This is a genomic window from Micromonospora sp. NBRC 110009 (assembly GCF_030518795.1).
Lineage (GTDB): Bacteria > Actinomycetota > Actinomycetes > Mycobacteriales > Micromonosporaceae > Micromonospora.
In genome coordinates, this window is the sequence record NZ_CP130427.1 from 6,609,799 (window position 1) to 6,636,491 (window position 26,693).

24 protein-coding genes and 3 pseudogenes are annotated in these 26,693 nt (G+C 69.6%); 4 read left to right on the plus strand and 23 right to left on the minus strand.

Features of this window, described 5'->3' with window-relative positions; translation table 11 throughout:
• Window positions 1–134: 134 nt before the first annotated feature.
• The 7 genes and pseudogenes from Q2K19_RS31205 to Q2K19_RS33590 all read right to left on the minus strand — a co-directional run.
• A complete protein-coding gene (locus Q2K19_RS31205) occupies window positions 135–662 on the minus strand; it encodes a hypothetical protein (protein WP_302765878.1) in 528 nt (175 codons plus the stop codon).
• 321 nt (window positions 663–983) lie between these two features.
• Complete coding sequence (locus Q2K19_RS31210) at window positions 984–1,493, minus strand: hypothetical protein (RefSeq protein WP_302765880.1); 510 nt, start codon at window positions 1,491–1,493, stop codon at window positions 984–986.
• 472 nt (window positions 1,494–1,965) lie between these two features.
• Complete coding sequence (locus Q2K19_RS31215) at window positions 1,966–2,313, minus strand: hypothetical protein (protein WP_302765882.1); 348 nt, start codon at window positions 2,311–2,313, stop codon at window positions 1,966–1,968.
• Between the two features lie 70 nt (window positions 2,314–2,383).
• Window positions 2,384–2,755 (minus strand): annotated as a pseudogene (locus tag Q2K19_RS31220) (maleylpyruvate isomerase N-terminal domain-containing protein); the annotation flags it as partial.
• A 49-nt stretch (window positions 2,756–2,804) separates the two neighbouring features.
• Window positions 2,805–4,088: an IS4 family transposase gene (locus tag Q2K19_RS31225; protein ID WP_302765883.1), complete on the minus strand. Its 1,284-nt coding sequence runs from the start codon at window positions 4,086–4,088 to the stop codon at window positions 2,805–2,807.
• 555 nt (window positions 4,089–4,643) lie between these two features.
• Window positions 4,644–5,036 carry a hypothetical protein gene (locus tag Q2K19_RS31230; protein WP_302765884.1) on the minus strand — a complete coding sequence of 131 codons (393 nt, stop codon included), beginning with the start codon at window positions 5,034–5,036 and terminating at the stop codon, window positions 4,644–4,646.
• A 152-nt stretch (window positions 5,037–5,188) separates the two neighbouring features.
• Window positions 5,189–5,545 (minus strand): annotated as a pseudogene (locus Q2K19_RS33590) (IS481 family transposase); the annotation flags it as partial.
• 36 nt (window positions 5,546–5,581) lie between these two features.
• On the opposite strand from Q2K19_RS33590, the gene Q2K19_RS31235 reads away from it, so the two are divergent.
• Complete coding sequence (locus Q2K19_RS31235) at window positions 5,582–6,367, plus strand: IS110 family transposase (RefSeq protein ID WP_302765885.1); 786 nt, start codon at window positions 5,582–5,584, stop codon at window positions 6,365–6,367.
• On the opposite strand, the gene Q2K19_RS31240 is transcribed toward Q2K19_RS31235, so the two are convergent.
• The 10 genes from Q2K19_RS31240 to Q2K19_RS31285 form a co-directional block, all read right to left on the minus strand.
• Entirely contained in the window at window positions 6,344–7,315 is a 972-nt protein-coding gene (locus Q2K19_RS31240; protein WP_302765886.1) for a phosphotransferase enzyme family protein, read from the minus strand. The two genes, Q2K19_RS31235 and Q2K19_RS31240, sit on opposite strands and share 24 nt — an antisense overlap.
• 92 nt (window positions 7,316–7,407) lie before the next feature.
• Window positions 7,408–7,638, minus strand: coding sequence for an IS3 family transposase (locus Q2K19_RS31245; RefSeq protein WP_446839734.1), 231 nt, complete (start codon window positions 7,636–7,638; stop codon window positions 7,408–7,410).
• A 131-nt stretch (window positions 7,639–7,769) separates the two neighbouring features.
• Window positions 7,770–8,765: an LLM class flavin-dependent oxidoreductase gene (locus tag Q2K19_RS31250; RefSeq protein ID WP_302765887.1), complete on the minus strand. Its 996-nt coding sequence runs from the start codon at window positions 8,763–8,765 to the stop codon at window positions 7,770–7,772.
• Window positions 8,765–11,197, minus strand: coding sequence for a DUF885 family protein (locus tag Q2K19_RS31255; RefSeq protein WP_302765888.1), 2,433 nt, complete (start codon window positions 11,195–11,197; stop codon window positions 8,765–8,767). Before Q2K19_RS31255 ends, Q2K19_RS31250 begins: the two co-directional genes overlap by 1 nt.
• Window positions 11,198–11,225: 28 nt before the next feature.
• Window positions 11,226–12,227 carry an oligopeptide/dipeptide ABC transporter ATP-binding protein gene (locus Q2K19_RS31260; RefSeq protein WP_302765889.1) on the minus strand — a complete coding sequence of 334 codons (1,002 nt, stop codon included), beginning with the start codon at window positions 12,225–12,227 and terminating at the stop codon, window positions 11,226–11,228.
• Window positions 12,224–13,198: an ABC transporter ATP-binding protein gene (locus Q2K19_RS31265; protein ID WP_302765890.1), complete on the minus strand. Its 975-nt coding sequence runs from the start codon at window positions 13,196–13,198 to the stop codon at window positions 12,224–12,226. The genes Q2K19_RS31260 and Q2K19_RS31265 overlap by 4 nt, the downstream gene beginning before the upstream one ends.
• Before the next feature lies 1 nt (window position 13,199).
• Window positions 13,200–14,087: an ABC transporter permease gene (locus tag Q2K19_RS31270; RefSeq protein WP_302765891.1), complete on the minus strand. Its 888-nt coding sequence runs from the start codon at window positions 14,085–14,087 to the stop codon at window positions 13,200–13,202.
• Entirely contained in the window at window positions 14,084–15,169 is a 1,086-nt protein-coding gene (locus Q2K19_RS31275; protein ID WP_446839733.1) for an ABC transporter permease, read from the minus strand. Before Q2K19_RS31275 ends, Q2K19_RS31270 begins: the two co-directional genes overlap by 4 nt.
• Window positions 15,156–16,736 carry an ABC transporter substrate-binding protein gene (locus Q2K19_RS31280; RefSeq protein WP_302765893.1) on the minus strand — a complete coding sequence of 527 codons (1,581 nt, stop codon included), beginning with the start codon at window positions 16,734–16,736 and terminating at the stop codon, window positions 15,156–15,158. The genes Q2K19_RS31275 and Q2K19_RS31280 overlap by 14 nt, the downstream gene beginning before the upstream one ends.
• A 127-nt stretch (window positions 16,737–16,863) precedes the next feature.
• Window positions 16,864–18,009 (minus strand): LacI family DNA-binding transcriptional regulator, encoded by a 1,146-nt coding sequence (locus Q2K19_RS31285; protein ID WP_302772856.1) that lies wholly within the window; start codon window positions 18,007–18,009, stop codon window positions 16,864–16,866.
• 54 nt (window positions 18,010–18,063) lie between these two features.
• Here Q2K19_RS31285 and Q2K19_RS31290 point away from each other — a divergent pair, with 54 nt between their 5' ends.
• On the plus strand, window positions 18,064–19,323 hold the full coding sequence (locus tag Q2K19_RS31290; protein ID WP_302765895.1) for an amidohydrolase family protein: 1,260 nt from the start codon (window positions 18,064–18,066) through the stop codon (window positions 19,321–19,323).
• Window positions 19,324–19,531: 208 nt separating this feature from the next.
• On the opposite strand, the gene Q2K19_RS31295 is transcribed toward Q2K19_RS31290, so the two are convergent.
• From Q2K19_RS31295 to Q2K19_RS31305, 3 genes are read right to left on the minus strand one after another with little or no spacing between them, the layout of a single operon-like run.
• Window positions 19,532–20,533, minus strand: coding sequence for an LLM class flavin-dependent oxidoreductase (locus tag Q2K19_RS31295; RefSeq protein ID WP_302765896.1), 1,002 nt, complete (start codon window positions 20,531–20,533; stop codon window positions 19,532–19,534).
• 19 nt (window positions 20,534–20,552) lie between these two features.
• Entirely contained in the window at window positions 20,553–20,897 is a 345-nt protein-coding gene (locus Q2K19_RS31300; RefSeq protein ID WP_302765898.1) for a TIGR04076 family protein, read from the minus strand.
• A gap of 28 nt (window positions 20,898–20,925) precedes the next feature.
• On the minus strand, window positions 20,926–21,462 hold the full coding sequence (locus Q2K19_RS31305; protein ID WP_302765899.1) for a cupin domain-containing protein: 537 nt from the start codon (window positions 21,460–21,462) through the stop codon (window positions 20,926–20,928).
• Window positions 21,463–21,792: 330 nt separating this feature from the next.
• Between Q2K19_RS31305 and Q2K19_RS33455 the strand changes: the two are divergent.
• A pseudogene (locus Q2K19_RS33455) lies at window positions 21,793–22,140 on the plus strand (enolase C-terminal domain-like protein); the annotation flags it as partial.
• An 87-nt stretch (window positions 22,141–22,227) separates the two neighbouring features.
• Here Q2K19_RS33455 and Q2K19_RS31315 read toward each other — a convergent pair.
• Window positions 22,228–23,508: an MFS transporter gene (locus tag Q2K19_RS31315; protein ID WP_302765902.1), complete on the minus strand. Its 1,281-nt coding sequence runs from the start codon at window positions 23,506–23,508 to the stop codon at window positions 22,228–22,230.
• Between the two features lie 126 nt (window positions 23,509–23,634).
• Here Q2K19_RS31315 and Q2K19_RS33460 point away from each other — a divergent pair, with 126 nt between their 5' ends.
• Window positions 23,635–23,865 carry a tyrosine-type recombinase/integrase gene (locus Q2K19_RS33460; protein WP_368046119.1) on the plus strand — a complete coding sequence of 77 codons (231 nt, stop codon included), beginning with the start codon at window positions 23,635–23,637 and terminating at the stop codon, window positions 23,863–23,865.
• Between the two features lie 177 nt (window positions 23,866–24,042).
• Here Q2K19_RS33460 and Q2K19_RS31320 read toward each other — a convergent pair whose 3' ends face one another.
• Complete coding sequence (locus tag Q2K19_RS31320; protein WP_302765904.1) at window positions 24,043–24,906, minus strand: ABC transporter ATP-binding protein; 864 nt, start codon at window positions 24,904–24,906, stop codon at window positions 24,043–24,045.
• A 143-nt stretch (window positions 24,907–25,049) separates the two neighbouring features.
• Window positions 25,050–26,567, minus strand: a complete 1,518-nt coding sequence (locus tag Q2K19_RS31325) for an MFS transporter (RefSeq protein ID WP_302765905.1) — start codon at window positions 26,565–26,567, stop codon at window positions 25,050–25,052.
• Between the last annotated feature and the right edge of the window lie 126 nt (window positions 26,568–26,693).

Sequence of the window (26,693 nt, forward strand, 5' to 3'; positions counted from 1 at the left end):
CCGAGTGTTATGTGATCTGTGCACTCATCTCGGCACGACAGGGCGACGCCGATCGGCCGCTCGGCGGACTGAGAGTGCACGTTGTGGCCGGGCTTCGTTGTCGAGCGGTCGCGATAGGAAGGTGGCGTGAGGTATCAGTCGCCAGAGTACCCACAGAAGTGGATGTGGTCGGGCTGACCGTCACGGTAGCTGATCACATACGTGCCGAACCAGCGCTCCCGCAAACCCCCACCGGCCTTTATCCACTCCTGGACGGGGTCTGACTGTGGCGTCGTGCTACCGAAGGCCTCGATCAGCTCTTCACTCGTCAGCGGGGACACCGTCGCGAAGTCGGGGCGATCAGACACTCCGTTGATCATGTCAATGATCGAATGTGTCCCGGAGTGCGGTTGCGCGGCAAAGAGGGTGTCCGGGTCGACGGGCACCGGCCGGCGTTTGCGTTCCCGCCAGTCCTCGACGATCGCGTCGTTGAAGCCGTCGTCGTCGTTGCGCGGATCCAACCGCGCCCGAAACTCCTCCTCCGTCAACTCCAGGTCGGAGTCGCCCTCGGCAGACTCCCGGTAGTACTCGCCGCGGTCGTATACCTCTTGGCGCAGCTGTCGGAGCGCAGCGCCCACGTCCTGCTGGTAGTCCGCTGTGTAGCGCCACGCCGAAGCGCCCATTGATGTTCCCTTCCTCAACCGATCCGTCGGACGGCATCATGGCATGGGCAAGCGGCACTTCGCGGGTCCGGGCATCGGCGCCGGCTGGCTGTAGTCATCCACTGATTCTGATGAAATCCTTCCAGCGGCAACCTCATGCACTCATCTCGGCAGATCCGGTCGTCTCGGACGCGCTGTCAGGGGCAGATCAGTGCGCCGTGGCGGGACATGAGCCGCCGATCGAGTGGATGGTTGCTCAACGGTGGTCGATGCTGACCTCTCGGAGAGGAGCGCAGATCAATCCCTTACGCCGACCGTCGAGGTCCGATATCGGCCGGCTGGTCAGGCTGGCGGATCGTCTCGAAAGAGATGCTCTTTCACACCTCGGCCGCCCCAGCGGGTCGCAACGAGTTCGGGACGAGGGCGGGTCGGCTTGGGCACCCAGCCGTGTTGTCTAGTGTCGGGTGCAGGGCTGTCCCAGTCGGCGATCAGCGCAAAAGGATCCGCGGCGCGATCAGGCTCATCGTCACACGGCTCCCGGACGACCATCGCTGGGTAAAAGCGCGTCTCCTGAGCCACCCTGCAGTCATCCGTCCGGGAGGCGACCAAGGCGCCGCAGCCTTCGCAGGCCACACACGGGTTCCACCCCACCACGGACCAGCAGCCCGTGTGAACAAGGTTGTGGACGAAGCGTGTCCCGCGTACGTCGCCGGGTGAGAGGACGAAGGTGCCGATGACCTGATCACGGCCATACGCGGCCTCGTCGATCGCATAGGTGCCGGGGTCGAGAAGCGGCGGGTTCACGTGATGGCAATCCAGGAGCGACCAGTGCAGCCCCTCCGGCAGCTCCACCAACCGGACCGGGACGCTCAGCGTGTTCCCGCAGCTCGCACACCGAAAGCCCTCCACTGCGGCATTGTGACATTCGGGCCAGGCGAAAGCATCCGAGAATATGAGGGGGCAGGCGTTGCGTGACAGGCCATCTCGAAGTGCTCGCCTTCCTGAATGCACTCATCTCGGCAAAGTCGGACCTCCACAGATGCGTTACGGATTGCGTTCAGTTGATCCGTTACGCCTCCGGCTAGACGATCACGGCACCGTGCGCACGATCGTCCTGTGAGTTCAGGCTTGGATGCGGCTGCGGATGTCCCGGGCGAGGGCTGCGTGGCTGTCGTCGTCGACCCGTAGGACGCCGTTCTCAGCCATCACCGCGTGGAACTGCTGCGACTTCACGCCTGCCCCGGCCGCTCTGGCGCGTGTGCGCGGGGATGGGCAGGACAGCGTCGCTGTGAACCTGCACGGGAGCGTGCCAGCTGGGATGCCGTTACACGGACGGGTCCCAGGCTACGAGCTGATCGAAGATACGACGGTCGCCTTCGAAATTCAGGGAATCCAACGGTATGCGGCCGTAGAAGAACAGGACCAGGTCACTGGCCGTGCCCCGGGCGGAGGCGTCGGCCGTGTTCGAGTCCTCGCCGGCAGCGGGAGCGCCGAGGCGGGCGGCCTGTGCGCCGTCGTGGGACAGCCGAAGGCGCCAGGAGTGGCCCTCGGTGGCGTGGTAATCGACGACGGCGGGTTCGTGTGGCCAGGCGACCGCCGTCGCGCAGAGGGTGAACTGGCAGTCGTCGAAACCGTCGAGGGCGATCTCCTCCGGTATTCGGCTGCGGGGCACCCCCGGTGAGCTGGACGTCGTAGGTGTGCACCGCGATCTCGTGGAGCTGGCGCCGCGCCCAGGCTCCGGAGGTCTGCGGTGACGGCGAGTCCCACCACCATGTCCAGCAACCGCGACCCGGGCCGGCCTCGCGCAGCGCGCTCGCTAGTTGCTCGATGGACTCGGTGCACCAGGCCAGTAGAGCCTCGCGCTCCCGAGGTGCACCCGTGGCGCCTCCCCATGCGGACTCCTCCGGCGGAGCGTCCGCGGGCCCTGCGGTGACGATGGCGGCTGCTTTGCGGCGGCCCATGCCCACGTGTTGCACGTGATCGAACAGCGTCCGCTCGGGATGGGTCGGCATCTGAACGTCGAGGCTGGGTGCTGCGGCGACCGCGGCGCGAAAGGCGGTCGACCGTTCGTCAATGAGCCGCAGCTGATCAGGGAACGTCAAAATCTTTTGCACTCCGGCGTTCTAGCACCAACGCCGTTCAGTTAGGGCGGTGGTTGGTTGGTCAAGGTTCGTTGGTGATGACGTCGATGCTGGTGGTGGCCTTGTAGGTGCGGCGATCGATGTTCGGTCCGCGGGCCTGGTACTTGGAGTTCGAGCGTTTGATCATGCGGGTCTTGGTGCGGATGCGACGTTCGGGCAGCAGGTCGGCCAGGACACGTTCGCCGATGACACCGACCAGGTCGATGACGGTATCGGCGATGACGCCGGCGGCGTGGACGACCTGGTCGCGGGCGGCGTTGAGGGCGGTGGTGAAACTGGCCCGGTCCGGGTCGAGGCCGGGCCGGCTGTCGGTGGCGTCGACCATGGCGGTCCGCAGCACCTGGTAGACGATTAGCAGGGCGTGGATCTCCTGGTCGACGCCGTCGGGGGTGCGGGCACGCAGGACCCGGCCGCCGAGGATGGTGGACTTGAGTTCCAGGTAGGCGGTCTCGATCTCCCATCGCTGGTGGTAGAGGGCGACGAGGTCGGCGGCTGGGTAGCGACGCGGGTCGAGCAGAGTGGTGATGAGCCGGTAGTCGCCGGTGTGGTGGCCGGCGGTGGTGGTGATGCTGATCCGGGCCTCGATCACGCGGACGTGCTGGCCGCCGATGACCGACAGCCAGGAACCGTCGCGGTAGCGGCGGATCAGCGGGAGCCCGCGGCCGGTCTTGCAGCGGATCAGCAGGTCCGCTCCGGTCGCGGTGAATGTGGCGATCAGGTCGGCGGCGGCGTAGTTGCGGTCGGCCAGTAGCAGCATCCCGGCGCGTAGGCTGCGGGCGAGCTGCCGTGCCTGGACCGTCTCGCCGGTGGTGCTCGGGTCGAACACGGCGTCGATGACCGATCGGGTGCCGCAGGCCAACAGGGCGCTCAGCCGCAGTGTCGGGTAGCCGGAGCCGCCGTTGTTACACCGGTGTTTGACGTAGCGGCGCAGGTTGGCCGTCGAGTCCGCTACGGCGATCACGGTGCCGTCGATGACGACCGGCAGCAGGCCCCGCCACCACACGGTGGCGACGGCACCGGTGGCCGCTGGGCCTCGTAGCAGGTCGAACAAGGCCCGCAGTGGTGCTGAGCCGAGTCGTTGCCGGGCCTGGCGTAACGCGCTGCCGCTGGGGTCCGGTATCGGCAGCCCGCGCAGGCCGGCGACGAGTTTCGCCCACACCTGCCGGTAGCCGAGGTCGGCGAACAGACAGCCGGCCAGCAGCAGGTACACCACCACCCGGGCCGGCAACAGACGGACCCGTCGCTGCGTACGCCGGGTGGTGGCCAGCACCTCATCGACCATCTCGAACGGCACGAGGCGGGTCAACTCACCGAGATGACCCGCCGCGAACGGTCCGGCAGCTACCGTGACCGTCCGTGTTATGGCAATCTGATCCACCGAGCGGGGTTCCTGGTTCGGGTTGTCTTGGAGTGACAAACCTTGATACCGGAACCCCGCCTCTCACTTCCTGATCAACACACCCCTTGACCAGCCCCGCCCACGCCTAACTGAACGGCGTTGGTTCTAGCACTGTGCTCCGACAATCGGACAGCGGTTTCCACAGCCGACGCGGCGGGCGCAAACGCGCAGACGAAGCAAGGCCCTCCGCTCACCCGACGCGCCTACTGCTCAAAGTCGAACGCGACCTTCGCTGGCTGGTTCCCCATGCGAGGAGAGTGTCGCGCATCAAGTGAAGCCACGACGCAACCCATCAAGCGGAGTACGACAGCCGGCTGCCTGCGATGTCGGGTCTCAGGACCTCCGTGACAGATCAGTCTCTGGACGTGGGTGACACGTCCGGCTAGACGATCATCAGTTGGGCAGTGGACAACGGGGTTTGCTGTAGCGGCCGGTCGGTTCAGGCTCTGCCTCGTACGGGCATTAGCAGGTCGATCCGGTCGTGGCGGCGGTAGTACTCGATGCTGGGGCGAGTGTCGTCTCGGTCTCCCGAGCGCCGCAAGGTTCAAAGGTCGGGGTGAGCAGGGCATAAGCGGCGGGTTGGGGACCACGCACGGTTGCGCTCAAGTATTGGCCTCCTGGAACGACGCCTGATTGCAGGCCAAGTTGGTCAGGGTCGTCGCCAACTCGGACCTGCACGCAGCAGCGGTAGATGCCGGAGTCGTCGAACACGCCGAGGAATTTGCGCCCCCGCAGCGACCCGAGCACGGTCTCCAGGTGGTCCCAGGCTCGCCCGATATCGTCGGACCCGTCTTTGGTGGCGACGAACATGACCGGCGTCTCGGTGCGCTCGACTCGCCTGAGCGGTAGTTCCATCTGCGGCCTTCCTCCGGCGTGCGGTCCGTATTGCATAGAAGCTACTCAAGGCCTCTGACACGGCGTGTCCCGCGAATCAGATTCCTGTGGTCCGGCCGCCGCTTCCACGCCGTGGAGGTTCCGGCTTGCGGACCTTGAACCTGGCGATGGCCTTGGATGCGTTGACCGGCGATCACGAGGGCTCCTCGGCAGCTGACGCGGCGTTCCACCCGCAGAGGCTCGGACGCCGGGGTGGGTGGTGGTCCGGCGGGGCGGGCGTCGCGGATGCCGACGATCTCGGCTGGTGACAGGGGGTTGGGCAGGCTGCGGAGCAGGACGCCGTCAGCGGTGATCTGCATGAGGCCGCGGTCGAGTCGGACCGTGACGCGTCTGCCGGCGAAGTGGTAGCCGACGGGGTGTTGTCGGCCGGCGAGGCTAACCAGGCCGGTGGCGTTGACGAGCCGGTCGACCTCGATCGGGGCACCGGGTTGGATGACACCGGTGGTGATCGGTGGTAGTCCGGCGGCGCGGGCCGCTTCGACACGGGCCGGGACGGCTACGCGGCAATGAGAAAGTACGCCAAGCGGTGGCCGCACCGGGTCTGGGCGATCGAGGGCTGCCAGGGCATCGGCCGGCACATCGCCAACCGGTTGCTGACCGATGGCGAGCAGGTCGTGGATGTGCCGCCGAAGTTGTCCGTCCGGGCGCGGGTGTTCGCCGCCGGGCAGGGCCGCAAGACCGACGCCACCGACGCGCACTCCGTCGCGCTGGTCGGCACCCGGATGCCGGGGCTGCGCCCGGTGGTCAACGACGAACAGCTCGCCCTGTTGCGGATTCTGGTCGACCGGCGCCGCTCTTTGGGCGAGGACCACACCCGCATAGTCTCCCAGCTGCACCAGTTGCTGCTGGAACTGATCCCCGGTGGAGCGAAGAAGAGCCTGTCCGCCGCCCAGGCCAAGGCACTGCTGGCCACGGTCAGACCCCGTGACGCGGTCGGCAAGGCTCGACGCCGGGTCGCCGCCGAGCTCATCAGTGACCTCGAACGGGTCTACCAACGCACCAAGCAAGCCGACAAGGAACTGACCGAACTGATCGCGGCGACCGGCACCACACTGATGGACCTGCACGGCATCGGACCGTTCGGCGCCGCCCGGCTGCTGGTCGAGGTCGGTGACATCACCCGGTTCCCCAACCGGGCCTACTTCGCCTCCTGGAACGGCACCGCGCCCATCGACGCTCATCCGGCGAACAGGTACGCCACCGGCTCTCCCGCGCTGGCAACCGGCAGATCAACCGCCGCGGCCGACGCGGACCCTTGCGCGGACAGTTCAGATCTCCGGCGGCTGCCCTGACGGCGTGGCGCCTCCGCACACCGCAGCCAAGAGGGTTTCGAGCAGCTCGCGGGTGTGCGGCTCGTCAAGAACCTCACTGATCCAGGCGGCGGAATCGGCGCGCTCCGGAGAGCGCACGTTTGGCATCAGCCAGTCGGTGGCGGCGACCTCGGTGATGTGCCCGAGTTGCGCGATGAGCATCGAGAATTGGCCGCGCCGATTCACCGCCGCCGGTCCCGCGGCCTCCCGGTAGGCGTCGATCAGGGCGCGGGCACGGCCCGGATCGGCGCGGGCAAACTCGAAGAGGACACACCCCAGCTCCTGGCTCGGATCAGCCGGCCCGCTGTTCTCCCAGTCGATGACGCACACTCCGCCGTCCGCGGTCGGCAGGACGTTGTCGGCCCACAGGTCGCGGTGGCAGGTCCGCAGCATCTCGGGCGGCTCGATCCAGGACTCCAATGCGACCAGCTCATCACGCAGATCGGCCAACTGGCCAGCGAACGGCGCCCCCGCTTCCACAAGCTGCGGGACCAGTTGGTCCCAGCGATCGGCGCCGACCGGTTCGTGATACCACGGGTCCAACGGCCCGGGCTCAGTGACCGGTACGCGGTGAATGGCGGCCACGACCGCGCCCACCAGCCCCGGGTCGAGACAGAGGTCGGGGGCCTTCACGTCGACCCACTCGTACATCCTGACCTGTCTGCCTCCAACGGTGGCGAACACGCCTCCCTCCGTAGTGCGCCGCACCTGCGGCGTCGGTACGCCGGCGGTGTAGGCCGCTTCCTGGAACGCCGTCGCCAACCGCACCTCGCCCTCACCGGACTGGTGGAACGGCACCTTCACCGCCCAGCTGCCATCTGCCGTCTCCAGCCGCCACACGACGCCTTGCCTGCCCCGCGCGACCGGCCCGTCCGACAGCCTCGCGGCCCCGCCAAGAGCGAAGCGTCGCGCGAGGTCCACGGCATCCACCAGACCACTCCAGCACACCTACGCGCAGCAGGACCAGCAGGCAGATACGGATTGAGCTTCCCCCGGTTTCCCGGACTGCTCTTGTGTGTTGATCAGGCCGCGGCTGCGGCCGGGGTGTGTTGTCGTTCGTAGTCGATCGGGGACAGGTTGCCAAGGCTTGAGTGGCGTCGGCGCGAGGTGTACCACGCCTCGATCCACTCGAAGATGGCGTTGGCCAACTCCTGGCGGGTTGCCCAGGGCTGACGGTCGAGCAGTTCGAGCTGCATCGAGCCGAAGAACGACTCGACCAGCGAATTGTCGTAGCAGTCGCCGATGGAGCCCATGGAGCCGAGCAGCCCTGCCGACCGTAGCCGCTGCCCGAAGGCCCAAGACGTGCTTGCGCCGATCCCCTGAAGCCGCCCGTAGTCTAAACCGCAGTCTGCAAGATCGTGGGCAGCGGCCAGAGACGGACACCTCAGGTACCTGATGCCAGGGTCGGCAACACCTGAGTCCCCAGCACGTCCACTGCTTCCCGCACGTCTGGGCCCAGCGGGGGCCCGAACGACAGGTGCGTGGCGCCCAACGCCCGCACGGACTGGCAGCGCTGAATGACTGTCGCCACGCTGCCCGTGATGCCCAGTGCCAGCATCCTCTCGTCGACGAGCCGTGCGGCGGCGTCGAGGCCTTCACGCTCAAGGGCGCTCGTGACCGGGCCGAAGTCCTCGACCGCGAGGCCGGCCCGGGCGAGCAGGTACGGCGCGAAGGACGGTCCGTAATAGGCGATCTTGGCAGCCAGCGCGAGCCGCGCCGCGTCGGCGTTGTCCGCGACCGACACCCAGAAACACGCCGGAATGTCGATGTCGGACGGTGCCCGACCGGACTCCTGCACCCCACACATCACCTGAGCGCGCGCCTCGGTGAAATGCTCCGGCGGGTACAGCAGCGGTAGCACCCCGTCGGCCAGCCGGCCCGCCATCTGCAGCATCTTCGGGCTCATCCCGCCGACGTAGACCGGCACCCGGTCGGCCAGCGGAAAGCGCAGTTGCGACAGTGGGCCGAACCAGTCCGGCAGCTTGCCGTCCACGTCGCCGGCGCCGAGCAGGGCTCGGGCGACTCGGACGGTTTCCGCCGTCTTCGCCAGCGGCCTCGGTCGTTCGAGCCCTGCCCAGGCGAGGAACTCGGCCGACCCGGCCGCGACGCCGAGCAGGAACCGGCCGCCCGTGGCCTCCTGCATGGTCGCCGCCATCATGACGATCTCGGAGACATGCGCGGAGTACGGATTCATGATCCCCACTCCGAGCTTGAGTCGTTCCGTCTTCGCGGCGAGTACCCCGAGCAGCACCGGCGCGGAGCGAAGGAACAGGTCGTTGGACACCCACAGCTGGTCGAAGCCGTACCGCTCGGCACGCTGCGCGAGGTCCACGAGGGTGGCGACGTCGAGGTCGTTGTTCACCCGGAGCGAGTACTTCATCAGGCCGCAGCCTCCGCGTCGACCTCGACCTCGACGAGGAAGTCCGGCCCGATCAGTGAGCCCACGACGTACGTGCTGTTCGCCGGTGCCACGTCTCCCAGCACCTCCGCGTGGGCACGGGCCGCCGCCCGCCAGTCAGCGCCGGGCGCGAGCAGCAGGCGCGTGCGCAGCACTGAGGTCCGCGCGCCGCCGAGCTTCTCCACCGCTGCCACTGCCCGGTGCAGGCACTCAACGGTCTGGGCATACGTGTCGCCGGGGTGCAGCGCCGACCCGTCCGGGCCGTGCGCGGTGGTACCGCTGACCGCGATGCTGTTTCCCTGCCGGGCGGCGCGGGAGTATCCGGCGGATTCCTCCCAGCCCGTGCCGTCGCGGAACCGGGGGCCGGGCACGGGTGCGCCGGTTGCGGCTGGGGATGCCGTGCCCGGCTCGGGCGTGGTGCCCTGAGCGGGATCGGTGTACTCCTCGATCCGGACCACGCGACCGTTCCGCACGCCGACGCGCATCATGGCGTCGACGGCCAGCTCGGCGCCGGTGCTCCGCTCGCGGCCACGGAACACGCAGCGCTGGACGTATCCGTCCGGCACAACGTCGATGCGCACGTCGACGGCGTGGAAGCCCTCGTAGTGTTCCGCGATCCGGCGAACGGCGTCCAGGCTCTCCGCCTTGTCACGCCCGACGCCGTCGTAGTTGTGCCACACCCGCACGTCGTCGGCGTAGAACTCGTCGACCCGGTCCACGTCACCGGTGGTGATGGCGGCGAGAAGGTCTTCCGCGAGGCGCTGCGTGTCGACGCTGGCTTCCGCCAGCGCGTCGGCCCGGGCGAGATCCCCGGCGTCGTTCAACATCTGCAGCCGCTGGACCGCGATCGGCAGGTTGCCGTCGGCCCACAGGGCGTCGTGGAACGCCCGCAGGTCGAACGCCTCTCGCCCCCGCCGCGCCGCGTCCGCCAGCAGACGCAGCACCTGCGCCTTGCCGACCTGGTACGACAGGCCCTGCCCGGGCGTGGCCGCGAAGAAGGCGGCCTCCTGCCGGGCGGTGTCGAGATCCACGGGCACGAGGTCCCGAAGCATCGCGGCGGCCCCGTCGATGTCGATCTCCCCGAGCGCCAGCTTGGCGTCCACCTGCACCCGGATCGCCCGCAGTCGCATGAAGTTGTAGAGGATGGCGCGGGTCAGCGGTGCGTCCTCGAACAGGCCGGCCTGCAGCACCATCTCCTCGTTGTAATACGCGATCCCCTCGTTGGGCACCGAGTCGTAGAACTGCCGGTGGGCCGGGTCGGGGTGCCGCCACGTCAGCGTGAGCTGCTGGTAGTGCACGCCCTCGTGGACGATCCCGGCTCTGGGGTCGGCCGCGTTCGCGCGGTAGAAGTACGGCAGGTCGGGTCCCGGCTGCGGCACGTAGTGGACGCCGTCGCGGTCGAGCCGGTGCTCGTCGGTGAGGTCATTGGCCATGCCGAGCCAGTGCAGCGGCGCCAGGTACTCGGGCAACGGCAGGTTGCGGTAGTGCCCCAAGGTGGCCGGCTGCGAGAGCAGGTTGCGGTCCTCGTAGAAGGCACGTACCTGCAGCTCGGCTGCCCGTTGCGACTCGGACTGCTCCTGGGCGCTCGTAGGCGGGGCCGGCCACTGCGGCGCACCGGAGCGGGCCCGTTCGAACAGCTCGAACGCCTCGGCCCGTTCCCGCTCCTGCGCCGCCAGCGCGAGGATCTCCTCGGTCGTGTACGGCAGCAGGGCGACGCGGTGGAGGAAGAATCCGAAGCCCTCCCGACCGACCGGCTGGTGCGGGGAGAGCGTTGGCAGCTGGTCCGTCAGCCAGGACCGCCACGCCGCGAGCGCCTGCGCCGCCTCGGCGGCAGCCGACACGGCGGCCTCGCGCCATTCCGCGCTCAGCAGCGGCGCCAGCCGGTCGATGGCGGTACGAAGCTGGTGCGGCGCATCGGCGCTGTCCCCGAGCGCGAGTTCGGCGAACTCGCGGACGCCGGTGTCGGTCAGGTTGTCCCGCGCGGTGTCCAGGGTGGCGGGGATCCGCCGGAGCCGCTCGACCACGTCGGCGCTGCGCGCGACGTCGAACGGGTCCGGCGGCAGCAGCGCGTCGAAGATGTGGCCGATGGTCTGGTCGAGGTAGAACCAGGGGTCGCGCTGCCAGCTGCGGAGGATCTCCAGCTCCCAGCGCACCCGGGCCGTCGCCGATGCGAGCAGCCGCCGCGGCACCTCCACCCGCGGATCGTCTGAGGGCGCGATGGCGCTGCGCCGACGCTCGATGTCGGCCACGAACCGGAGGTCATCGGCCACCGTCGCGGCGTCCCACGCCGGGTGCCACCCGGTGGGCCGGACGACCCGCGGGATGTCGTCGCGGGTACGTGGTGCGCGAGCCAGCCGCCAGGTCCAGAACTGCTCCGTCAGACCGGCCAGAACCGATGTCGCGTCCGTGCTCACGCCCTGTCCTCCCCTACCCGGGTCACCGTTACTTCTGCCCCGGCGACGCCGCCGGCTCCAGGTCATCGAGCGGGCGCGCCAGTTGACCGGCCTGCTGCAGCACGCACGCCACCGCCCGATCCCCCTGCAGGACCGCGAGCGGCGGGTCGTGCCGCACGCACTCCGGTCGGGCGAGGGGGCAGCGCGGGTGGAATCGGCAGCCGGCCGGCGGACGCGCCGGGTCGGGCACGTCGCCCGGCAGCTCGACCGGCAGCACGCCGGCGCCGTCCGCGCGCGGGACGGCGGAGATCAGCGCCCGGGTGTACGGGTGCGCCGGCGCGGACCAGATCTGCTGGGTGGGCCCGATCTCGACCACGCGGCCGAGATACATGACCGCGGTGCGGTCGGCGATCTGCCGCACCACGGACAGGTCATGCGAGATGAACACCATGCCCATGTCGAGTTCGCGAACGAGCGCGACCAACAGGTTGGCCACAGAGGCCTGGGCAGATGCGTCCAGCGCGCTGATCGGCTCGTCGGCGATGATGCAGCTCGGGTCTGTGGCCAGCGCCCGGGCGATGGCGATGCGCTGGCGCTGGCCGCCGCTGAATTCGTGCGGGTAGCGGCCGGCCGCGTCCGCCGCCAGCCCGACGCGCTCCAGGAGCTCGCCGGCCCGGCGTATCGTCTCGGCGCGGGCGACGCCGCCGAGGATGTACCCGTCGGCGATCTGCTCGCCGACCCGCCGTCGCGGGTTCAGCGACGCATAGGGGTCCTGGAACACCATCTGCAGCCCGCGCAGGTGCCGGGGGCGCCGGCGCCGCCCGAGTGGGGCGACCGCGTGCCCGCTGAAGCGGATGTCCCCGGCGGCGGCGGGCAGCAGTCCCACGACCGCGCGACCGAGCGTGGACTTGCCGCACCCGGACTCACCGACCAGGCCGAGGATTTCGCCGCGGTCCAGACGCAGGTCGACCCCGTCGACGGCCCGTACCGTCGGACCGCCGCGCCGGTGGTACTCGACCGCGAGTCCGGTCGCTTCCAGCAGCGCGCTCACGCGGCACCTCCGAACGGATCGGGTGGGCAAGCCGACGCGTGTGCCTCGCCGACGAGGACCGGCACCGGGCGGTCGGTCCGGCAACTCGGGAGCGCGAACGCGCAGCGGGGATGGAACGGGCAGCCCTCGGGTACCCGGCCCAGCGGCGGGGGGCTGCCCGGGATGGGTCGCAGCGCCGCCGCCCCGCCCTCCGGATGCGGAAGCGCGTCGAGCAGCCCTCGCGTGTACGGATGCCGGGGTTGGTTCAGCACGTCCTGCCGCAGGCCGACCTCGGCCAGCCGGCCGCCGTACATGACGCAGATCCGGTCGGTGACGGCGGACATCACGCCGAGGTCGTGGGTGATCACCATGACGGCGAGGTCCTGCTCCCGGCGGAGCCGGTCGAGCAGTCGCAGGATGCCTGCCTGCACGGTGACGTCGAGCGCGGTGGTGGGCTCGTCGGCCAGCAGCAGGCGTGGCTGGCAGGCCAGCGCCACCGCGATGGCGATGCGCTGGCGCATGCCGCCGGAGAACTGGGCGGGATGGGCCGACAACGCCCGCTCCGGATCGGGGATCCGTACCGTGGTGAGCAGATCGACGGCCCGGGTGCGCGCTTCGGATCTGCCGCTTCCGAGATGGTGGCGCATGTGTTCGGTCAGCTGCGTCTCGACGGTGAGCATCGGATGCAAGCTGGTCGACGGGTCCTGCGACACCATGGCGATGTGCCGCCCGCGCACAGCGCGGAGCTGTCTGGCGGACATCGACAGCAGGTCCCGCCCGTCGAACACGGCGCGGCCGCTGGTGCGGGCGGCGTGCGGAAGCAGGCCGAGCAGCGCCATGGCGGTCATGGTCTTACCACTGCCGCTCTCGCCTGCGAGGCCGAAGATCTCGCCGGCGTCGACGTGGAACGAGACGCTGTCGACGGCTTTCTGCGGCCCGCGGCGGGTGGCGAGCCAGACGGTGAGGTTCTCGATCTCGAGGAGTGCGCCCATGTCAGTCCCTGATGGCGCGCGCGGTGCGCGGGTCAAGGGCGTCACGCAGGGTGTCGCCGACGAAGTTGAACGCGAGGACGACGGTGAGGATGGCGAGGCCGGGGAACAGCCCGATCCACCACCGGTCGAAGTTGGTGGCGCCGGCGGCGACCATGGCGCCCCACTCGGCCGCGGGCGGCTGGGCGCCGAGGCCGAGGAAGGACAGGCCGGACAGCAGCAGGACGGCGTTGCCGACGTCGAGCGCGGCCATCACGAGCACCGGCCCGGCGATGTTGGGTCGCAGGTCGACGAGCATGGTCCGCAGCGCGGACGAGCCGAGCAGCCGGCTGGCGGCCACGTACTCCGAGTTGCGGGCGGACAGCACGAGGCCCCGCACCAGGCGGGCGTACGAGGGCCAGGACACCACGACGACCGCGAGGACGGCGTTGCGCAGCTGCGGCCCGAGCGCCGCGGCCACCGCCATCGCCAGGATGATGCCGGGGAAGGCGAAGACCAGGTCGGTCAGGCGCATCAGGGCGCTGTCGACCCACCCACCGAAGAAGCCGGCGATCGTACCGACGATGGCCCCGAGCACCATGGCGAGCACGACCAGCAGGCAGGCCAGGGGCAGCGAGATGCGCGAGCCGTAGATGACCCGGCTGAACACGTCGCGACCGAGTTCGTCGGTGCCGAAGAGGTGCTGTCCGGAGGGGGCCTGCAGCTTCGGGGCGAGTTGCTCGAGGGGTCCGTGGGGCGCCAGCAGCGGGGCGAACACGGCGATGAGCACCCACAGCACGACGAGCGCGGCGCCGACGAGCGCGAGCGGCTGGCGCCATGGCGATCGGACGGCGGCACGGTCACGGCGCTTGCTGACGGGCAGATCCACCAGTGCGGGGTCGGTGACGGTCATGTCAGCCGGATCCTCGGGTCGATGACCCCGTAGAGGAGGTCGACGAGCAGGTTCATGACGATGTAGACGGCCGCGACGACGACGCTGACGCCCATGATGGCCGGCAGGTCGAGGTTGACGGCGCTGCGGTACGCGTACTGGCCCAGGCCGGGCCAGGAGAAGATGTTCTCCACCAGCACGGCCCCGGACAGCAGGCTGCCGAACGCGACCCCGGCCACGGTGATGATGGCGACCAGCGCAGGGCGCAGTACGTGGCGCAGGATGACCATCCGCTCGGGCAGGCCCTTGGCCCGGGCCGCGCGCACGTAGTCGTTGCCGAGGATCTCCAGCATCGACGCGCGGGTGAAGCGCATGAGCATGCCGACCGTGTACACCGCGAGCACGAGCGACGGAAGCACGAGATGGCGTACCGCCGATGACCACACGTCCCACTGGCCGGCGAGGGCTGCGTCGAGGGTGTAGAAGCCACTGACGTGGGGTGGCGCGGCCATGCCGGGGTCGAGCCGTCCGCCGCCGGGCAGCAGGCCGAACTTGAAGAAGAGCAGATAGAACGCCACGAGCGCGACCCAGAAGGTCGGCATCGACACGCCGCCGAGGCTCACCACCCGGAGCACCTGATCGGGCCAGCGGTCGCGGGTGACCGCCGCGACGATGCCGAACGCGACGCCGACCAGCAGCGACAGCACGATCGCGAAGAGTGCGAGTTCGATGGTCGCGGGCACGTACTCGGCGAGGTCCTGGGCCACCGCCCGGTGGCTCTGCTGGGATTCGCCGAGGTTTCCGTGCAGCACGTTGTTGAGGTAGGTCAGGTACTGCACCGGCAGGGGCTTGTCCAAGCCGTACTTGGTGCGGAACGCCTCGACAGCGGCGGGGTCGCCGATGGCGCGCTGGCCGAGGTTCGCCGTCGCCGGATCGCCGGGCACCAGCTGGGTCAGGATGAACGAGACCAGCGTGATGCCGACGCACAGCAGCGCGGCGGCGCCGATCCGACGGGCGAGGAACCGCAGCAGGCCCCGTCCGGAGCGGGCCGGCCGTTGCCGGCCCGCTCCGGCGGGCGCCGCGCTCTGCTCAGTCAAGCTCACGGATGTTGACCAGCCAGACGGCGTTGGACTGAAGGTTCTTTACCGACTTTGCGCCGACGAGGATCTGCGCCGACTGAATCAGCGGCATGATCGGCCCCGACTTGTTCATCGACTGCTGTATCTGCACGTACAGCGGTGCGCGCTGGTCGTCCTGGACGGTCGTCGCGGCCTGCTGACCCAGCGCCTCCAGCTGCGGGTCAGCGCCCTTGGCCCAGCCGGCGCGCAGGCCGACGAGCTGACCGGGCAGGAAGTTGAGGTAGTCGCTCGGGTCGGGGTAGTCCGGACCCCACTGCCACAGCCCCATCTCCTCCTTGCCGCCGCGGTAGGTGTCCAGAGCGGCCTGCACCGAGGCCGGCGCCAAGTTCACCGTGATGCCGACCTCCTTGAGGTTGGCCTGCACCCGGGCGGCGAGGTCGCCGAAGTTGAGTCCGTTCACCTGGACGTCACTCGGGTAGCTGAGCTTCACGGTGGGGTTCGACAGACCGGACGCGGCGAGCGCCGCCTTGGCCCGGTCCACGTCGCGGGTGACCGCGTCGCCACTCGACAGGGACCCGAGGAACATCGACGGCACGACACCCGGCGCCTGGACGGCCCCCTCACCGGCGAGGTCGATCAGGCCCTTGTAGTCGATGCCGTACCGGACGGCCTCCTGGAACTTCGGGTTGCTCGTGGTCTTGGAAATCGCGGGGTTGTTGTTGGTGAACGTGAAGAACACGTTGGGCGAGGCGCCGCTGACGACCTGTAGCTGGTCGAGGCCCTTCGCCTGGTCCGGCGAGAGGTCGACCGCAACCTGCGACTCACCCTTGACGACGTTGAGCCGCTGCACGTTGGCCTGCACGTTGCGGATGACGACCTTGGCGTACTTCGGCTTCTGGCCCCAGTACTTCTCGTTCGCGGTCAGCACCACCTGCGTGGTGGTGCTGTAGCTGTCCAGGACGTACGGCCCGCTGCCCTGCGACTTGGAGTTGAGGAAGGCCTCCGCGGTGTCGGACTTGTCCGCGCCGGCAGCGTCGCTACCGCCGTTCTGCTTGACCACCTTGGAGTTGAGGATCCCCAGCGCCGGGTTCGGCACGATGAACGGCACCGCCGCGTTGGGCTTGTCGCTGGTGATCACCACGGTTGTCGCGTCCGGGGCGGTGACCGTGAGGCCGTCCATGAGGAACGACGGGTTGCCCTTGAGGTTCTTCACTCGGTTGAGGGAGAAGACGACGTCGGCCGAGGTGACCGGGGAGCCGTCGGAGAACTTCGCGTCGGTGCGGAGCTTGAACGTGTACGTCTTGCCGTCCGTGGACGGGCTGTAGGACTGGGCGAGGGCCGGGACCGGCTTCTTCACATCGCTGCCCTTGAAGGTCAGCAGCGTGTCGTAGATTGCCTGGTGGATCAGCAAGCCGGTCGGCTCGAACGTGCGGCCGGGGTCGGCGGTCTTGAGTTGGAACGCGTTGTCGATGACGAGCGTGCCGCCACCCTGCTGGCTGCTCGACGAGGACGTCGAGCCGCCGCCGCAGGCCGCGAGCGAGCCCACCAGCGCCAGGGCGGCCACGAGCGCCCCGGCAGACCGGATCTTCATGCGGGCCTCCAAAGGGCCGGAAACAGAAGGATTGCCGGGCGGACGTCCGGACCGCCGTGAGCAAACGTTTCCACAACTTGCGCCATGGCGAGAGTCGATGTCAAGAGCCCTCTCGCCAACCGGGAGGTCACGATTCGGCGACAGCGCACGAGTCGCGGACGACCAACTGGGCGCCGACGCGGTACTCAGTCCACATGGCCCCATCGGCGCCGGGTTTCGCGGCGATCCGTTCGAGCAGGATGTTCACCGCGAGCTCACCCATCCGGGCGGCGTTGTTGTTCATCACCGTGATCGCCGGGTCCCACCACCGCAGCAGATCGGCGTCCTCGTAGCAGAGCACGCTCAGGTCGTCGGGAATCCGTACCCTGCGCTCACGCAGCGTCGGCAGCAGCCCGAAGGCCGATTCGTGATTGGTCACCAGCACGGCGGTCGGCCGCCGTCGCGCGGGAAGGGCGATCAGCCGCGCGACCGCCTGGACACCCGAGGCCGGCTCCAGCGGCCCCTGAAAGATCAGCTCGTCGCGGCAGGGCACGCCGGCCTCGTCCATGGCGAGCCGGTAACCGGCGAGTCGCTCGTAGCCCGACGTCACGGCCGACGGGCCAGCCACCAGGGCGATTCGGCGATGGGACAGGCCCAGTAGGTACCGGGTGGCCTCCCGGGCACCCTCGAGGTCGGCTCCCAGCACGCAGTCGCCGGCGGGCTGCCGGGGCTGCCGGGCGAGGTGGACCGTGGGGATGCCGGTGGCCCGTAACTGCTCGACGGCGGTGGCATCAGATCCCACGACGATGACGCCGTCGACGTTGTGGTCGCGCAGCGTCTCCACGTACGCCCGTTCCTCCTCGACGTCGCCTCCCGTGATGCACAGGACCAGGTGGTACCCGGACAGCTTGAGCCGGTTGTGCACGACCTCGGCGATGGCATGGAACGACGCGTTCACGAGGTTCGTGACGACCAACCCGATCAGCCGGGAGTGACTCGTGCGCAGACCGCGGGCGAGCGCGTTGGGACGGTAGCCGAGGTCCTCCGCCACCCGGCGGACCCGCTGCCGGGTGGCGTCGCTGACCCGCCCTGACCCGGACAGCGCCCGGGAGGCCGTGCTGAGGGAGACCCCACTCACCGCCGCGACCTGGCGAAGGTCCACCACCACGCCGTCCTCTCCCGGCACCACACCATGATCCCACGGCTGTGGCGCGCCTCGATGGCGCTGGCTATGCTGCTTCCGCGCCCGCTGCGCAAACGTTGCCACAATTTGCGCCGCAAGGCGAATGTGCACGGGGTTCAAGCGCTCACACGAGGTGGACGGCGCCGAGGGGCGGAGGGTCAGGGCATGAATCGCGGATCGTCGGGCTCCGTCGTACTCGTGAACTGCACGGTGGTCGATGGTCGGGTGGCCGACGGGACAGCGCCGCTGAGCGACGCGGCAGTCTGGATCGAGGGCGAGCGCATCGCCGCAGTGGGCCCGGCCTCGGACGTGGTCCCGATGGCGCGGAGCGCTGGTGACGTGGAACAGATCGACCTGGCGGGCGGGTACCTCACCCCCGGGTTGGTGAACATGCACACCCACCTGTCGCTGTCCCTGCCTGGCAGCGGCGGCGGCGAGGTGAAGAGCATGAACGCCCACGAGCTGGCCCTGTACATGGCCGATGGAGCCCGGCGAACCCTGCTCAGCGGGGTGACGACGGTCCGCTGCGTCGCCGAGAAGGACCATGCGGACTTCGCGCTACGCAGCGCGATCCGGGCGGGGCGGGTGGCCGGACCACGCATCTTCACCGCCGGCCGAGCCCTCGTCTGCACCGGCGGTCACGGCCACGAGTGCGGTGATACGCTCGAATGCGACGGTGCGGACGAGTTCCGCCGTGGGGTGCGCAGCCAGATCAAGGCCGGAGCCGACCTGATCAAAGTGATGATCTCCGGGGGCATCGCCGGCGAGCACGAGGCAATCCACACGCCACAGCTGTTCGCCGACGAGATGGCTGCTGTGATCGAGACGGCGCACGCCTGGGGGCGGCGGGTCACCGCGCACGCCGGACCGGCATCGGTCATCGCCGAAGCGGTCCGGCTCGGCTTGGACTGTGTGGAACACGGTTACCAACTGACCCCCGAGGTGGCCGCCGACATGGCGGAGCGGGGCACCGCCCTGGTGCCCACGCTGCTGGTCACCCGGTGCAAGGAGTTCTTCGACGACCTGGGCGTCCCGGACTGGATGCAGCGCCGGTCCCTCGATGCCGGCCCGCGCCACCTGGAGAGCTACGCCACCGCGGTGAAGGCCGGGGTGGAGGTGCTACTCGGCAGCGACATGCCTCCGTTCTGGAACTTCGAGGGCACCAGCGCCTCAGTCCGGGAGCTCGAGTACATGTCCGAGGGCGGCATCGGCCCGGCCCGCGCCCTCTACGCCGGCACCCTCGGTCCGGCCCGCTGGCTGGGCGCCGAGGCCGACCTCGGCGCCGTCGAGCCCGGTCGGTTCGCCGACCTGATCGCCATGGACGCCGACCCGTCGCAAGACACCTCGGCATTCCGTGGAGTGCGCTGGATCATGAAGGGCGGCCGGGTCGTTCGCGACGACCTCGCCGGATGGAGCGCATGGTGACCGCGGACTGGTTTGGGCAGCTAGGCTCGGTCGGGGCGGGGCTGACACGCCGACCCAAGTCCGCCTCTTCGAATCGATGGCCGCAATGCAGCGGCATCCGACAACATGCGATCACCATGCCGCGATCGATCGGTGAGCCATAGGCAGACGTCGAGAACCCGGTGTTCGCGTCAGGATGTGATGCCGCCGCGAACTGCGGTGGCGGCAGCTACCGGCGGAGCATAGGCAGCACCGCACCACCGAGCAGGTCCACTCCACGTTGGTCCTCGAGTCCGTGCGGGGTGCCGAACTCGACCCTGCGCACCCCGGCGTCGATGAGAGCCTGCGCCTGGGCGGCCACCTGCTCCGGCGTACCGGAGACGGCGAACAGGTCGAGCACATCGTCCGGCACAAGGCGACCAGCCGCCTCGTGCTGACCGGCGTCGACGAGGGCTCTGACCCGGTCCAACAGGTCGCTCGGGAGCTCCACCGTGGGGTCCAGGTCGGCGACGACGGCAAGGTACATCGCGACCTCGGTGCGCGCCCTGGCTCGGGCGGCCGGGCCGTCACTGTCGACGACGGTGACCGCGCCGAACACGATCCCGACATCGTCGACGCGGCGGCCGGCCCGCTCGGTGCCGACTCGCACCCGGTCGCGGATGACGGAGACCATGGCGGGGTTGGCGCTCCCACCGACCTTGATCTCGTCGGCGATCCGGCCGGCGAGCGCGGCACCCTTCGGGCCCCAGGCACCGATCAGCAACGGCGGATCAGGGCGGTGCACCAGGTAGCGCAGGGCGGTGTCCGGGGCGAGCCGGAACACCTGGCCGTCGAAGCCGCTGGTGTCACCGCGCAGCAGCCGGTAGACGACCTGCGCCGCCTCATGCAGCACCGTCAGCGGCCGGGGCTGCTCCAGGCCGACGGCACCCAGCCAGGTGCCCCGGGCCAGCCCGAGGTACGCACGGCCGTGCGACGCCAGGTCGAGCGCGGCCACCTGGCCGGCGATCTCGTACGGAGCCATCGAGTACGGGTTCAGGCAGGCCGCGCCGAGCCGCACGCGCTCGGTGGCGGCGGCCATCTCCAGCAGGGGGAAGATGGGCGGTTGATACATCAGGTCACTGAACACGGTCAGCACGTCGAAGCCGGCCTGCTCCGCATTACGCGCCAACCGCCCATAGTCCCCCGCCCGCTTGTCGCTCTGCAGGCCCAGACCGAACTCCACCGCGCTCACATGTCTCCTAGCTTCGCTCTCAGGTCAGGTCAGCCGAGTTCATCCGGCGTCGGCAGGTGCGCTCCACCCGCATGATCAACCGCTCCTCCGGATCGGGGCAGGCGAACAGCGAGTCCTGGGCCAGCCAGTCCCCGGCCGCCAGGTCCCGCTGTTTCGCCGCAAGAAACGGCAGCACCGACGCCAGTGCGTACACGCAGAAGTGCCGGCCCTCGGGCAGCCGGAGGTGGGCGCTGTTGGCGAGCTCGAACCAGTCGCCGACCTGCATCCCGCACACCGAGCGGCCCTCGATCCGCTCCACAAGGACTCGCAGGTCGTAGAGCTCCATGTCGCCGCCGGCCCCGGTGTCCGGCTGGTTCTCGGTCATGCCGCTTCCCTTTCCGCAGCGCCGACGGTCACGGCGTCGGCGGGTTGATGGCCAGCACGATCTCGGTGGACGTGTCCGACGTGTTGCGGTACCGGTGTGGCTGGTTGGAGTCGAGGGTGACGCTCTCGCCGGCGACGACGGTGTACGTCGCCCGGTCGACCTCGACGGTCAGCGTGCCCGAGACCACGTACGCGCACTCCACGGACGGATGGCTCCACAGCTCCTGGCTGGAAACCTCCCCGGGGGCGAGGATCGCGTGCAGCACCTCGAGCTGGCCGTTACCCGGGGTGAGCCGCTCGTACCGGATCTGCCCGTTGGGTGCGCCGAGGCTCATCCGCTCCCCCGGCCGGCTGATCCAGACCGACGGCGCGGCGGGGTCCGCGAACAGCGACGCGACCGACTCGCCGAAAACCGTGGCGAGCCGGCGCAGGGTCGCCAAGCTCGGCTCGGTGACGCCACGCTCGATCTGGCTGAGCAGCGTCGGCGACACTCCCGCCTCGCCGGCCAGGGTGCGCAGGCTCAGGCCACGGGCGGTGCGCAACTCGTGCAGTCGGTCCCCGATCACCTGGCACCCCCTCCCCCGTCTCGCAGCCGATACATGCAGCCTCACTGCATAGCTGGCACTGGACGATAGGGACGTGCGACGTGGACGTCAACCAGTCACGGCTCGGGACTCACGGGTCTTGACGGGCGACACCAGTAGGCCTAGCGTCGCGACTCATCGTGCAGTAACGCTGCACAGGCGGGTGACGGCGGCCGTACCGCCGCTCGGACTTGCAGGAGAGCCATGGCATCGCTCGATCCCCCCGAGCAGGCCCCGGCGCCTCGATCCATGGTCCACCGGTAGGGATGGCCCGGCGGGTGATCCGCGACCTGGAGCCATATCGGCCGATGTTTGTCGAGGAGCCGGTCCTCCCCGAGTACCTGCACGGCTCCGCGACGTTGTCGAGTCGACCACGGTTCCCATCGCTGCGGCGAGCGGCTGCACAGCCGAGCCGACTTCCTGCCCGCGCTCCAGAGCGGAATCGCAGTCGCGCAGCCCGACCTGGCCCACTGCGGCGGCATCTCGGAAGGCCGGCGGATCGCGTCCCTCGCCGAGGTGTAAGACGTGCTGATGGCCCCACACTGCCCCCTCGGGCCAATCGCGCTCGCCGCATCGCGCCAGGTGGCCTTCGCGGCCCCGAACCTGCTCATCCACGAACAGAGCCTGGACATGCACTACAACACGAACGCCGACCTGCTCGACTACCTGGTAGACCCCAACGTCTTCCGCTTCCCCGACGGCCACTGCCTGCGTCCGACCCAGACGGCGGCGTCGCTGGGAGACGGTTCACCGAGCGGGGACGCTGTCCCGTACGGCGGAGTGCGGGTGCGGGTCCGGTGCTGCTGGCTCCGTGCGCAGCCACAATCTCGCTGCGCACGCCGCTACCACGATCATGGCGATACCTGTGCCGGTCAGTGTCTGGCGGGCTCCCAGGGCTGCGGTGAGAGGGCCGCCCAGCGCCGCCCCGATAGGCGCGGCTGTTAGGAGAATGGCTGCGCGTAGGGCGAGGACGGTGGTCAGCAGGGCCGCAGGAGTGACGTTCTGGAACAGGCTAAAGCTCAGGGCGCTGTACGGGCCGTAGATCACACCGCCTACGGCGAAACCAACCAGGGAGAACGCGGCGGGTGCGTGAAATGCGAAGGGCAGCATGGCAAGACCGTGGCCAGCGATGACGCACAGCAGGACCGGCCACAATGGCAATTCCCGCACGGCGCCGACGGCCATTGCACCGACGGCCGCACCTACGCCGAAGGCTGCCCAGTACAGTCCGAGCACATCCGCTCCGGCGTGGAGAGTCTCGCTGATAAACAGCGGCAATGCGACCTCGATCGGTCCGTAGGCCAGGTTGAAAAGCCAGGTCATCGTGAGAAGGCCGAGCAGTTCGGGACGGGCGCGTAGAACGCCTAGCCCATCACCGAGCCGGACCTCGGCAGCCGGGATAACTGGGTTCTGCTCGTTCGGCTCAGCCAAGCGCCCGGCCTGTACCGCTAGCCAGGCGAAGGACAAAGCATCCAGACCTATTATCCAGGCCGGGGCGACCGCTACGGTCAGGATTCCGGCGAGCGCTGGGCCAACGATCGTGGAAACCCAGGCGCTCGTGCTGAGCAGAGCGTTGGCGGCGAGCCGCCGGTCGCCGGGGAGAAGCTGGGCAACCAAGGCGTACTTCGCGCTGCCGCCCCAAGCGTGCAGCAGGGACGATCCCGCGAGAAGGGCGATGTACAGGGCGGGGTGCAGTCTGCCGATCGCCCAGGTGACGGGAATGCAGCCCAGGAATGCCGCGCGTGTCCAGGCGTCCGTCTGGATCAAGCGCTGTGTGGGGAGCCGACGCAGCCATCGGCCCAGTAGCAATGCACCGGCGGCCCCCGGCAGGATGTAGGCGGCGACCGCGGCTCCGATGAGCGGGCCCGACGCGCCGGGCGGGGCGATCTGCAACGCCAGCCATGCCACTGCTACAACGCTCATCCCATCTCCGAGGTCCGACACCGCGAGCGCGGGCAGTAGTCGCCGGAACGGGCGGCAGGCGAAGAGAGACCTGTAGCCGCGAGGCTGCGGGCGTGCTGAAATCATGCGGTGACCCAAGCAGTTCAACTGGGCTTGAAGTCAATGAGGTGTTGGACTCCCGGCGCCGTGCCTGGCCGCGCTCCGACAGCACAAGCTCATGCAAGAGGCGGAGCGGAAGACCATGGGCGACAGATGGCAAGACTTCGGCCTGGTCTTCACCACCAGCCTCGGTACACCGATCGAGCCCGCATCCTCAACAGGCACTTCGTCCGGCTCCTGGACCATGCCGGGCTCCGCCGAGTCCGGTTCCATGATCTACGCCACTCGTGCGCGACGTTGCTCTACGAGCAGGGCGAACCGATCGAGAAGATCCAGGACGTGCTGGGGCAGCTCCCCGACCATCACGAAGCTGATCTACGTTGAGGTGACCCGGCAGGCCCAGCGGCCGACCACAGACAAGCTGGGTTATCTGTTCGAGGGCCTGACAGTGAGGATGTAGGGGTGGGGTCACAGAAAGGGGGTCAGGGCCGGTCTGAACGACCGGCCCTGAAGGTGTTACTCCTGGTGCGCCGCCAGGGACTCGAACCCCGAACCCGCGGATTAAGAGAAGAGCGTGGATGCCGGGTCAGAGGACCGGGTGCCTGGTCGCACCGTCGGGGCGTGTCGGCTGCTGTCGTTCGTGGCGGACCCGCTTGGCTGTACCGCTGGCCGTACAGCCAAGCACCGTCGACCTTCTGATCCGTAGATTCCCAAGACCATGTCTAGGCCGTCCGGTCCCGTCCGCCTGGTCCTGGTCCTCGGCCGCTCGACAACTCGATCGGTTCCGGTCCGTCCGGTCCAGTCCGCCCCACTGGCTCCCACGGGTGGCTCCCACACTGTCAGCTTGGGAATCGCACAAGATCGGACCGACCTGCGGGGTGGCCGCTGTTCGGTTCGGTCCTGGATGGCCTGACCTGGCCCCCGGTGACACCCGCTTGTGGCCCGTCGGCGGCCCGGCAGCTTCGACTGTCGGTGGAGGCAGCGACTCAGCATCGCGACGAGCTCGGCCAGCCAGGCTGGATCAGGTCGCTTACCGGTAAGGGTGAACGGCAGCGCGATGTTCTCTGCGGCGGTCAGCGACGGGATGAGGTTGAACGCCTGGAACACGAAGCCGAGCCGCGCGCGGCGCAGCAGCGTGCGGTCGCGCTCGGACAGTCCGGTGAGGTCGGTGTCTCCGACGAACACCCGGCCGGAGTCGATCGTGTCCAGGCCGGCGAGGGCGTGCACCAGCGTCGACTTACCGGATCCGCTGGGTCCCATGACGGCGGTGAATTGGCCGGCCGGGATGGTGACGCTCGCCCCGTCGAGGGCGCGGACGGCGGCGTCGCCGCTGCCGTAGGTCTTCATGACATCGATCGCGCGCGCCGCGATCCGCGGCGTGGCCTCGGGGGCCGGACTGAGTAGTGCTTGGTCGAGTGTGGGCACGGGTTCTCCTCGGGACGGTTGCCGCGTCGGCGGCGAGGCGGGGATGGAAGGCGGCGGGCGGGCAGACGGCGCCCGGGGTCGCTGTGGCGGTGGGGTGGTCGGCCGGCGATTTCGTCAGGTTGTGTGCCGAAGTGGCGACGGGGTCAGTGGTGGCCGCCCTGGCCGTGGCCGTGTCCGTGACCGGCGGTGCCGGCCTGGGCGTTGCCGCCGGGCACCGCGAGCAGGGTCAGCACGAACAGGGCGGCGAGGATGCCGGCGGTGGCATGGAAGGCGCGGGCGTAGCCGGTGATGAGCCCGGCGTGGGTGGTCAGGTCGCCGGCGACGGCGGTGAGCGCGGCGACGCCGAGCGCGGCGCCGATCTCGTGGCCGGTCATCATCAGTCCGGAGGCGAGCCCCGAGCGGTCGGCGGGCACGTCGCTCATCGCGGCGATGGAGATGGCCACGAACATCGGGCCGACCCCGGCGCCGACGAGCAGGAAGCCGGGCAGCACGTCGGCGGCGTAGGAGGTGCCACCGGCGTTGGCGGCCAGCAGCAGCACGCCGCCGGTCATCACGACCAGGCCGCCGAGGATCAGGAGGCGGGCGCCGAGCCGGCCGATGAGCTTGGACGCCGCGGTGGCGGCGACGGTGATCGCGGCGGCCAGCGGCAGGAACTCCAGCCCTGCGATGACCGGGGAGGCGTCGATGATGGACTGCAGGTACAGCGAGGACAGGAAGATCGCGCCGACGACGACGCCGGTGACGCCGGCCATCACGGCCGAGGCGGAGACCAGCGACCGGATCCGCCAGGTCGACGGCGGCACCAGCGGGTTGCCGCTGCGGTACTCGAGGCGGGTGAAGGCGGCCAGCAACGCCGCGGCGGCGACGAGCGCGATCCAAGTGCGCGGCGCTGTCCAGCCGGCCGAGCGGGTGGCTTCGATGCCGAACACCAGCGACAGCAGCCCGCCCACCAGGGTCAGGGCGCCGGGCAGGTCGAGCCGGCGCAGCGCTCGCTGCTGCTGCACGCCGCGGGCGACCGTCCGGATGGTGGCGACCAGGACCGCAATGCCGATCGGCACATTGATGAAGAACACCGCGCGCCAGTCCAGGGCGCTGGTCAGCGCGCCGCCGAAGAGGACGCCGGCGGCGATGCCGGTGCTGCCGATCGCGCCCCAGACGCCGAGCGCGGTCTGCCGCTGTCGTCCGGCGTAGGTGGTCATGATGATCGACAGCGCGGCGGGGGTGAGCAGCGCGGCGCCGGCGCCCTGCGCGGCGCGGGCCGCGATGAGCGTCAGCGCCGTCTGGGCGAACCCGCTGACCAGGGAGGCGACGGTGAACAGGCCCACGCCGGCGAGGAACGCCCGCCGCCGGTCCAGCAGGTCGGCGATGCGCCCGCCGAGCAGCAGCAGGCCGCCGCTGAACAGCACGTAGGCGCTGATGGCCCACTGGTAGTCGGCGGCCGTCAGGTGCAGCCCGCGGCTGATGCTCGGTAGCGCGACGTTCACCACTGAGACGTCGAGGATGACCATGAACTGGGCGGCGATCATCAGCGCGAAGATGGTCCACGGCCGGCGCGGCTCGTCCCCGGCCGGGGCCGGCGGCTGGTGGCCGTGTGGGTGCGGCGGGTGGTGCGGGTGGGCCTGCGCCGCCGGGTGGGCGGCAGGGGCGGGATGGGCGGACATGTCTCCTCCTCAAGGCGGTCCCGCCGGTGCGGGCCGTTGACGACAAGGTCCCAACCGCCGCTGTCGGGCCGCTGGCTGTTCACTGTCGGGCTGTCGCCAGCGCCGACAGTGCCGTCGAAGCACCGG

Bases quoted from the DNA above. Each gene is read 5' to 3' on its own strand.
- Q2K19_RS31280 (WP_302765893.1), bottom strand. From the start codon at position 16,736: ATGAAGATCCGGTCTGCCGGGGCGCTCGTGGCCGCCCTGGCGCTGGTG.
- Q2K19_RS31325 (WP_302765905.1), bottom strand. From the start codon at position 26,567: ATGTCCGCCCATCCCGCCCCTGCCGCCCACCCGGCGGCGCAGGCCCAC.
- Q2K19_RS31265 (WP_302765890.1), bottom strand. From the start codon at position 13,198: ATGGGCGCACTCCTCGAGATCGAGAACCTCACCGTCTGGCTCGCCACC.
- Q2K19_RS31270 (WP_302765891.1), bottom strand. From the start codon at position 14,087: ATGACCGTCACCGACCCCGCACTGGTGGATCTGCCCGTCAGCAAGCGC.
- Q2K19_RS31205 (WP_302765878.1), bottom strand. From the start codon at position 662: ATGGGCGCTTCGGCGTGGCGCTACACAGCGGACTACCAGCAGGACGTG.
- Q2K19_RS31235 (WP_302765885.1), top strand. From the start codon at position 5,582: ATGAGAAAGTACGCCAAGCGGTGGCCGCACCGGGTCTGGGCGATCGAG.
- Q2K19_RS31315 (WP_302765902.1), bottom strand. From the start codon at position 23,508: ATGATTTCAGCACGCCCGCAGCCTCGCGGCTACAGGTCTCTCTTCGCC.
- Q2K19_RS31290 (WP_302765895.1), top strand. From the start codon at position 18,064: ATGAATCGCGGATCGTCGGGCTCCGTCGTACTCGTGAACTGCACGGTG.
- Q2K19_RS31250 (WP_302765887.1), bottom strand. From the start codon at position 8,765: ATGAAGTACTCGCTCCGGGTGAACAACGACCTCGACGTCGCCACCCTC.
- Q2K19_RS31245 (WP_446839734.1), bottom strand. From the start codon at position 7,638: ATGGGCTCCATCGGCGACTGCTACGACAATTCGCTGGTCGAGTCGTTC.
- Q2K19_RS31300 (WP_302765898.1), bottom strand. From the start codon at position 20,897: ATGACCGAGAACCAGCCGGACACCGGGGCCGGCGGCGACATGGAGCTC.
- Q2K19_RS31230 (WP_302765884.1), bottom strand. From the start codon at position 5,036: ATGGAACTACCGCTCAGGCGAGTCGAGCGCACCGAGACGCCGGTCATG.
- Q2K19_RS33460 (WP_368046119.1), top strand. From the start codon at position 23,635: ATGGCAAGACTTCGGCCTGGTCTTCACCACCAGCCTCGGTACACCGAT.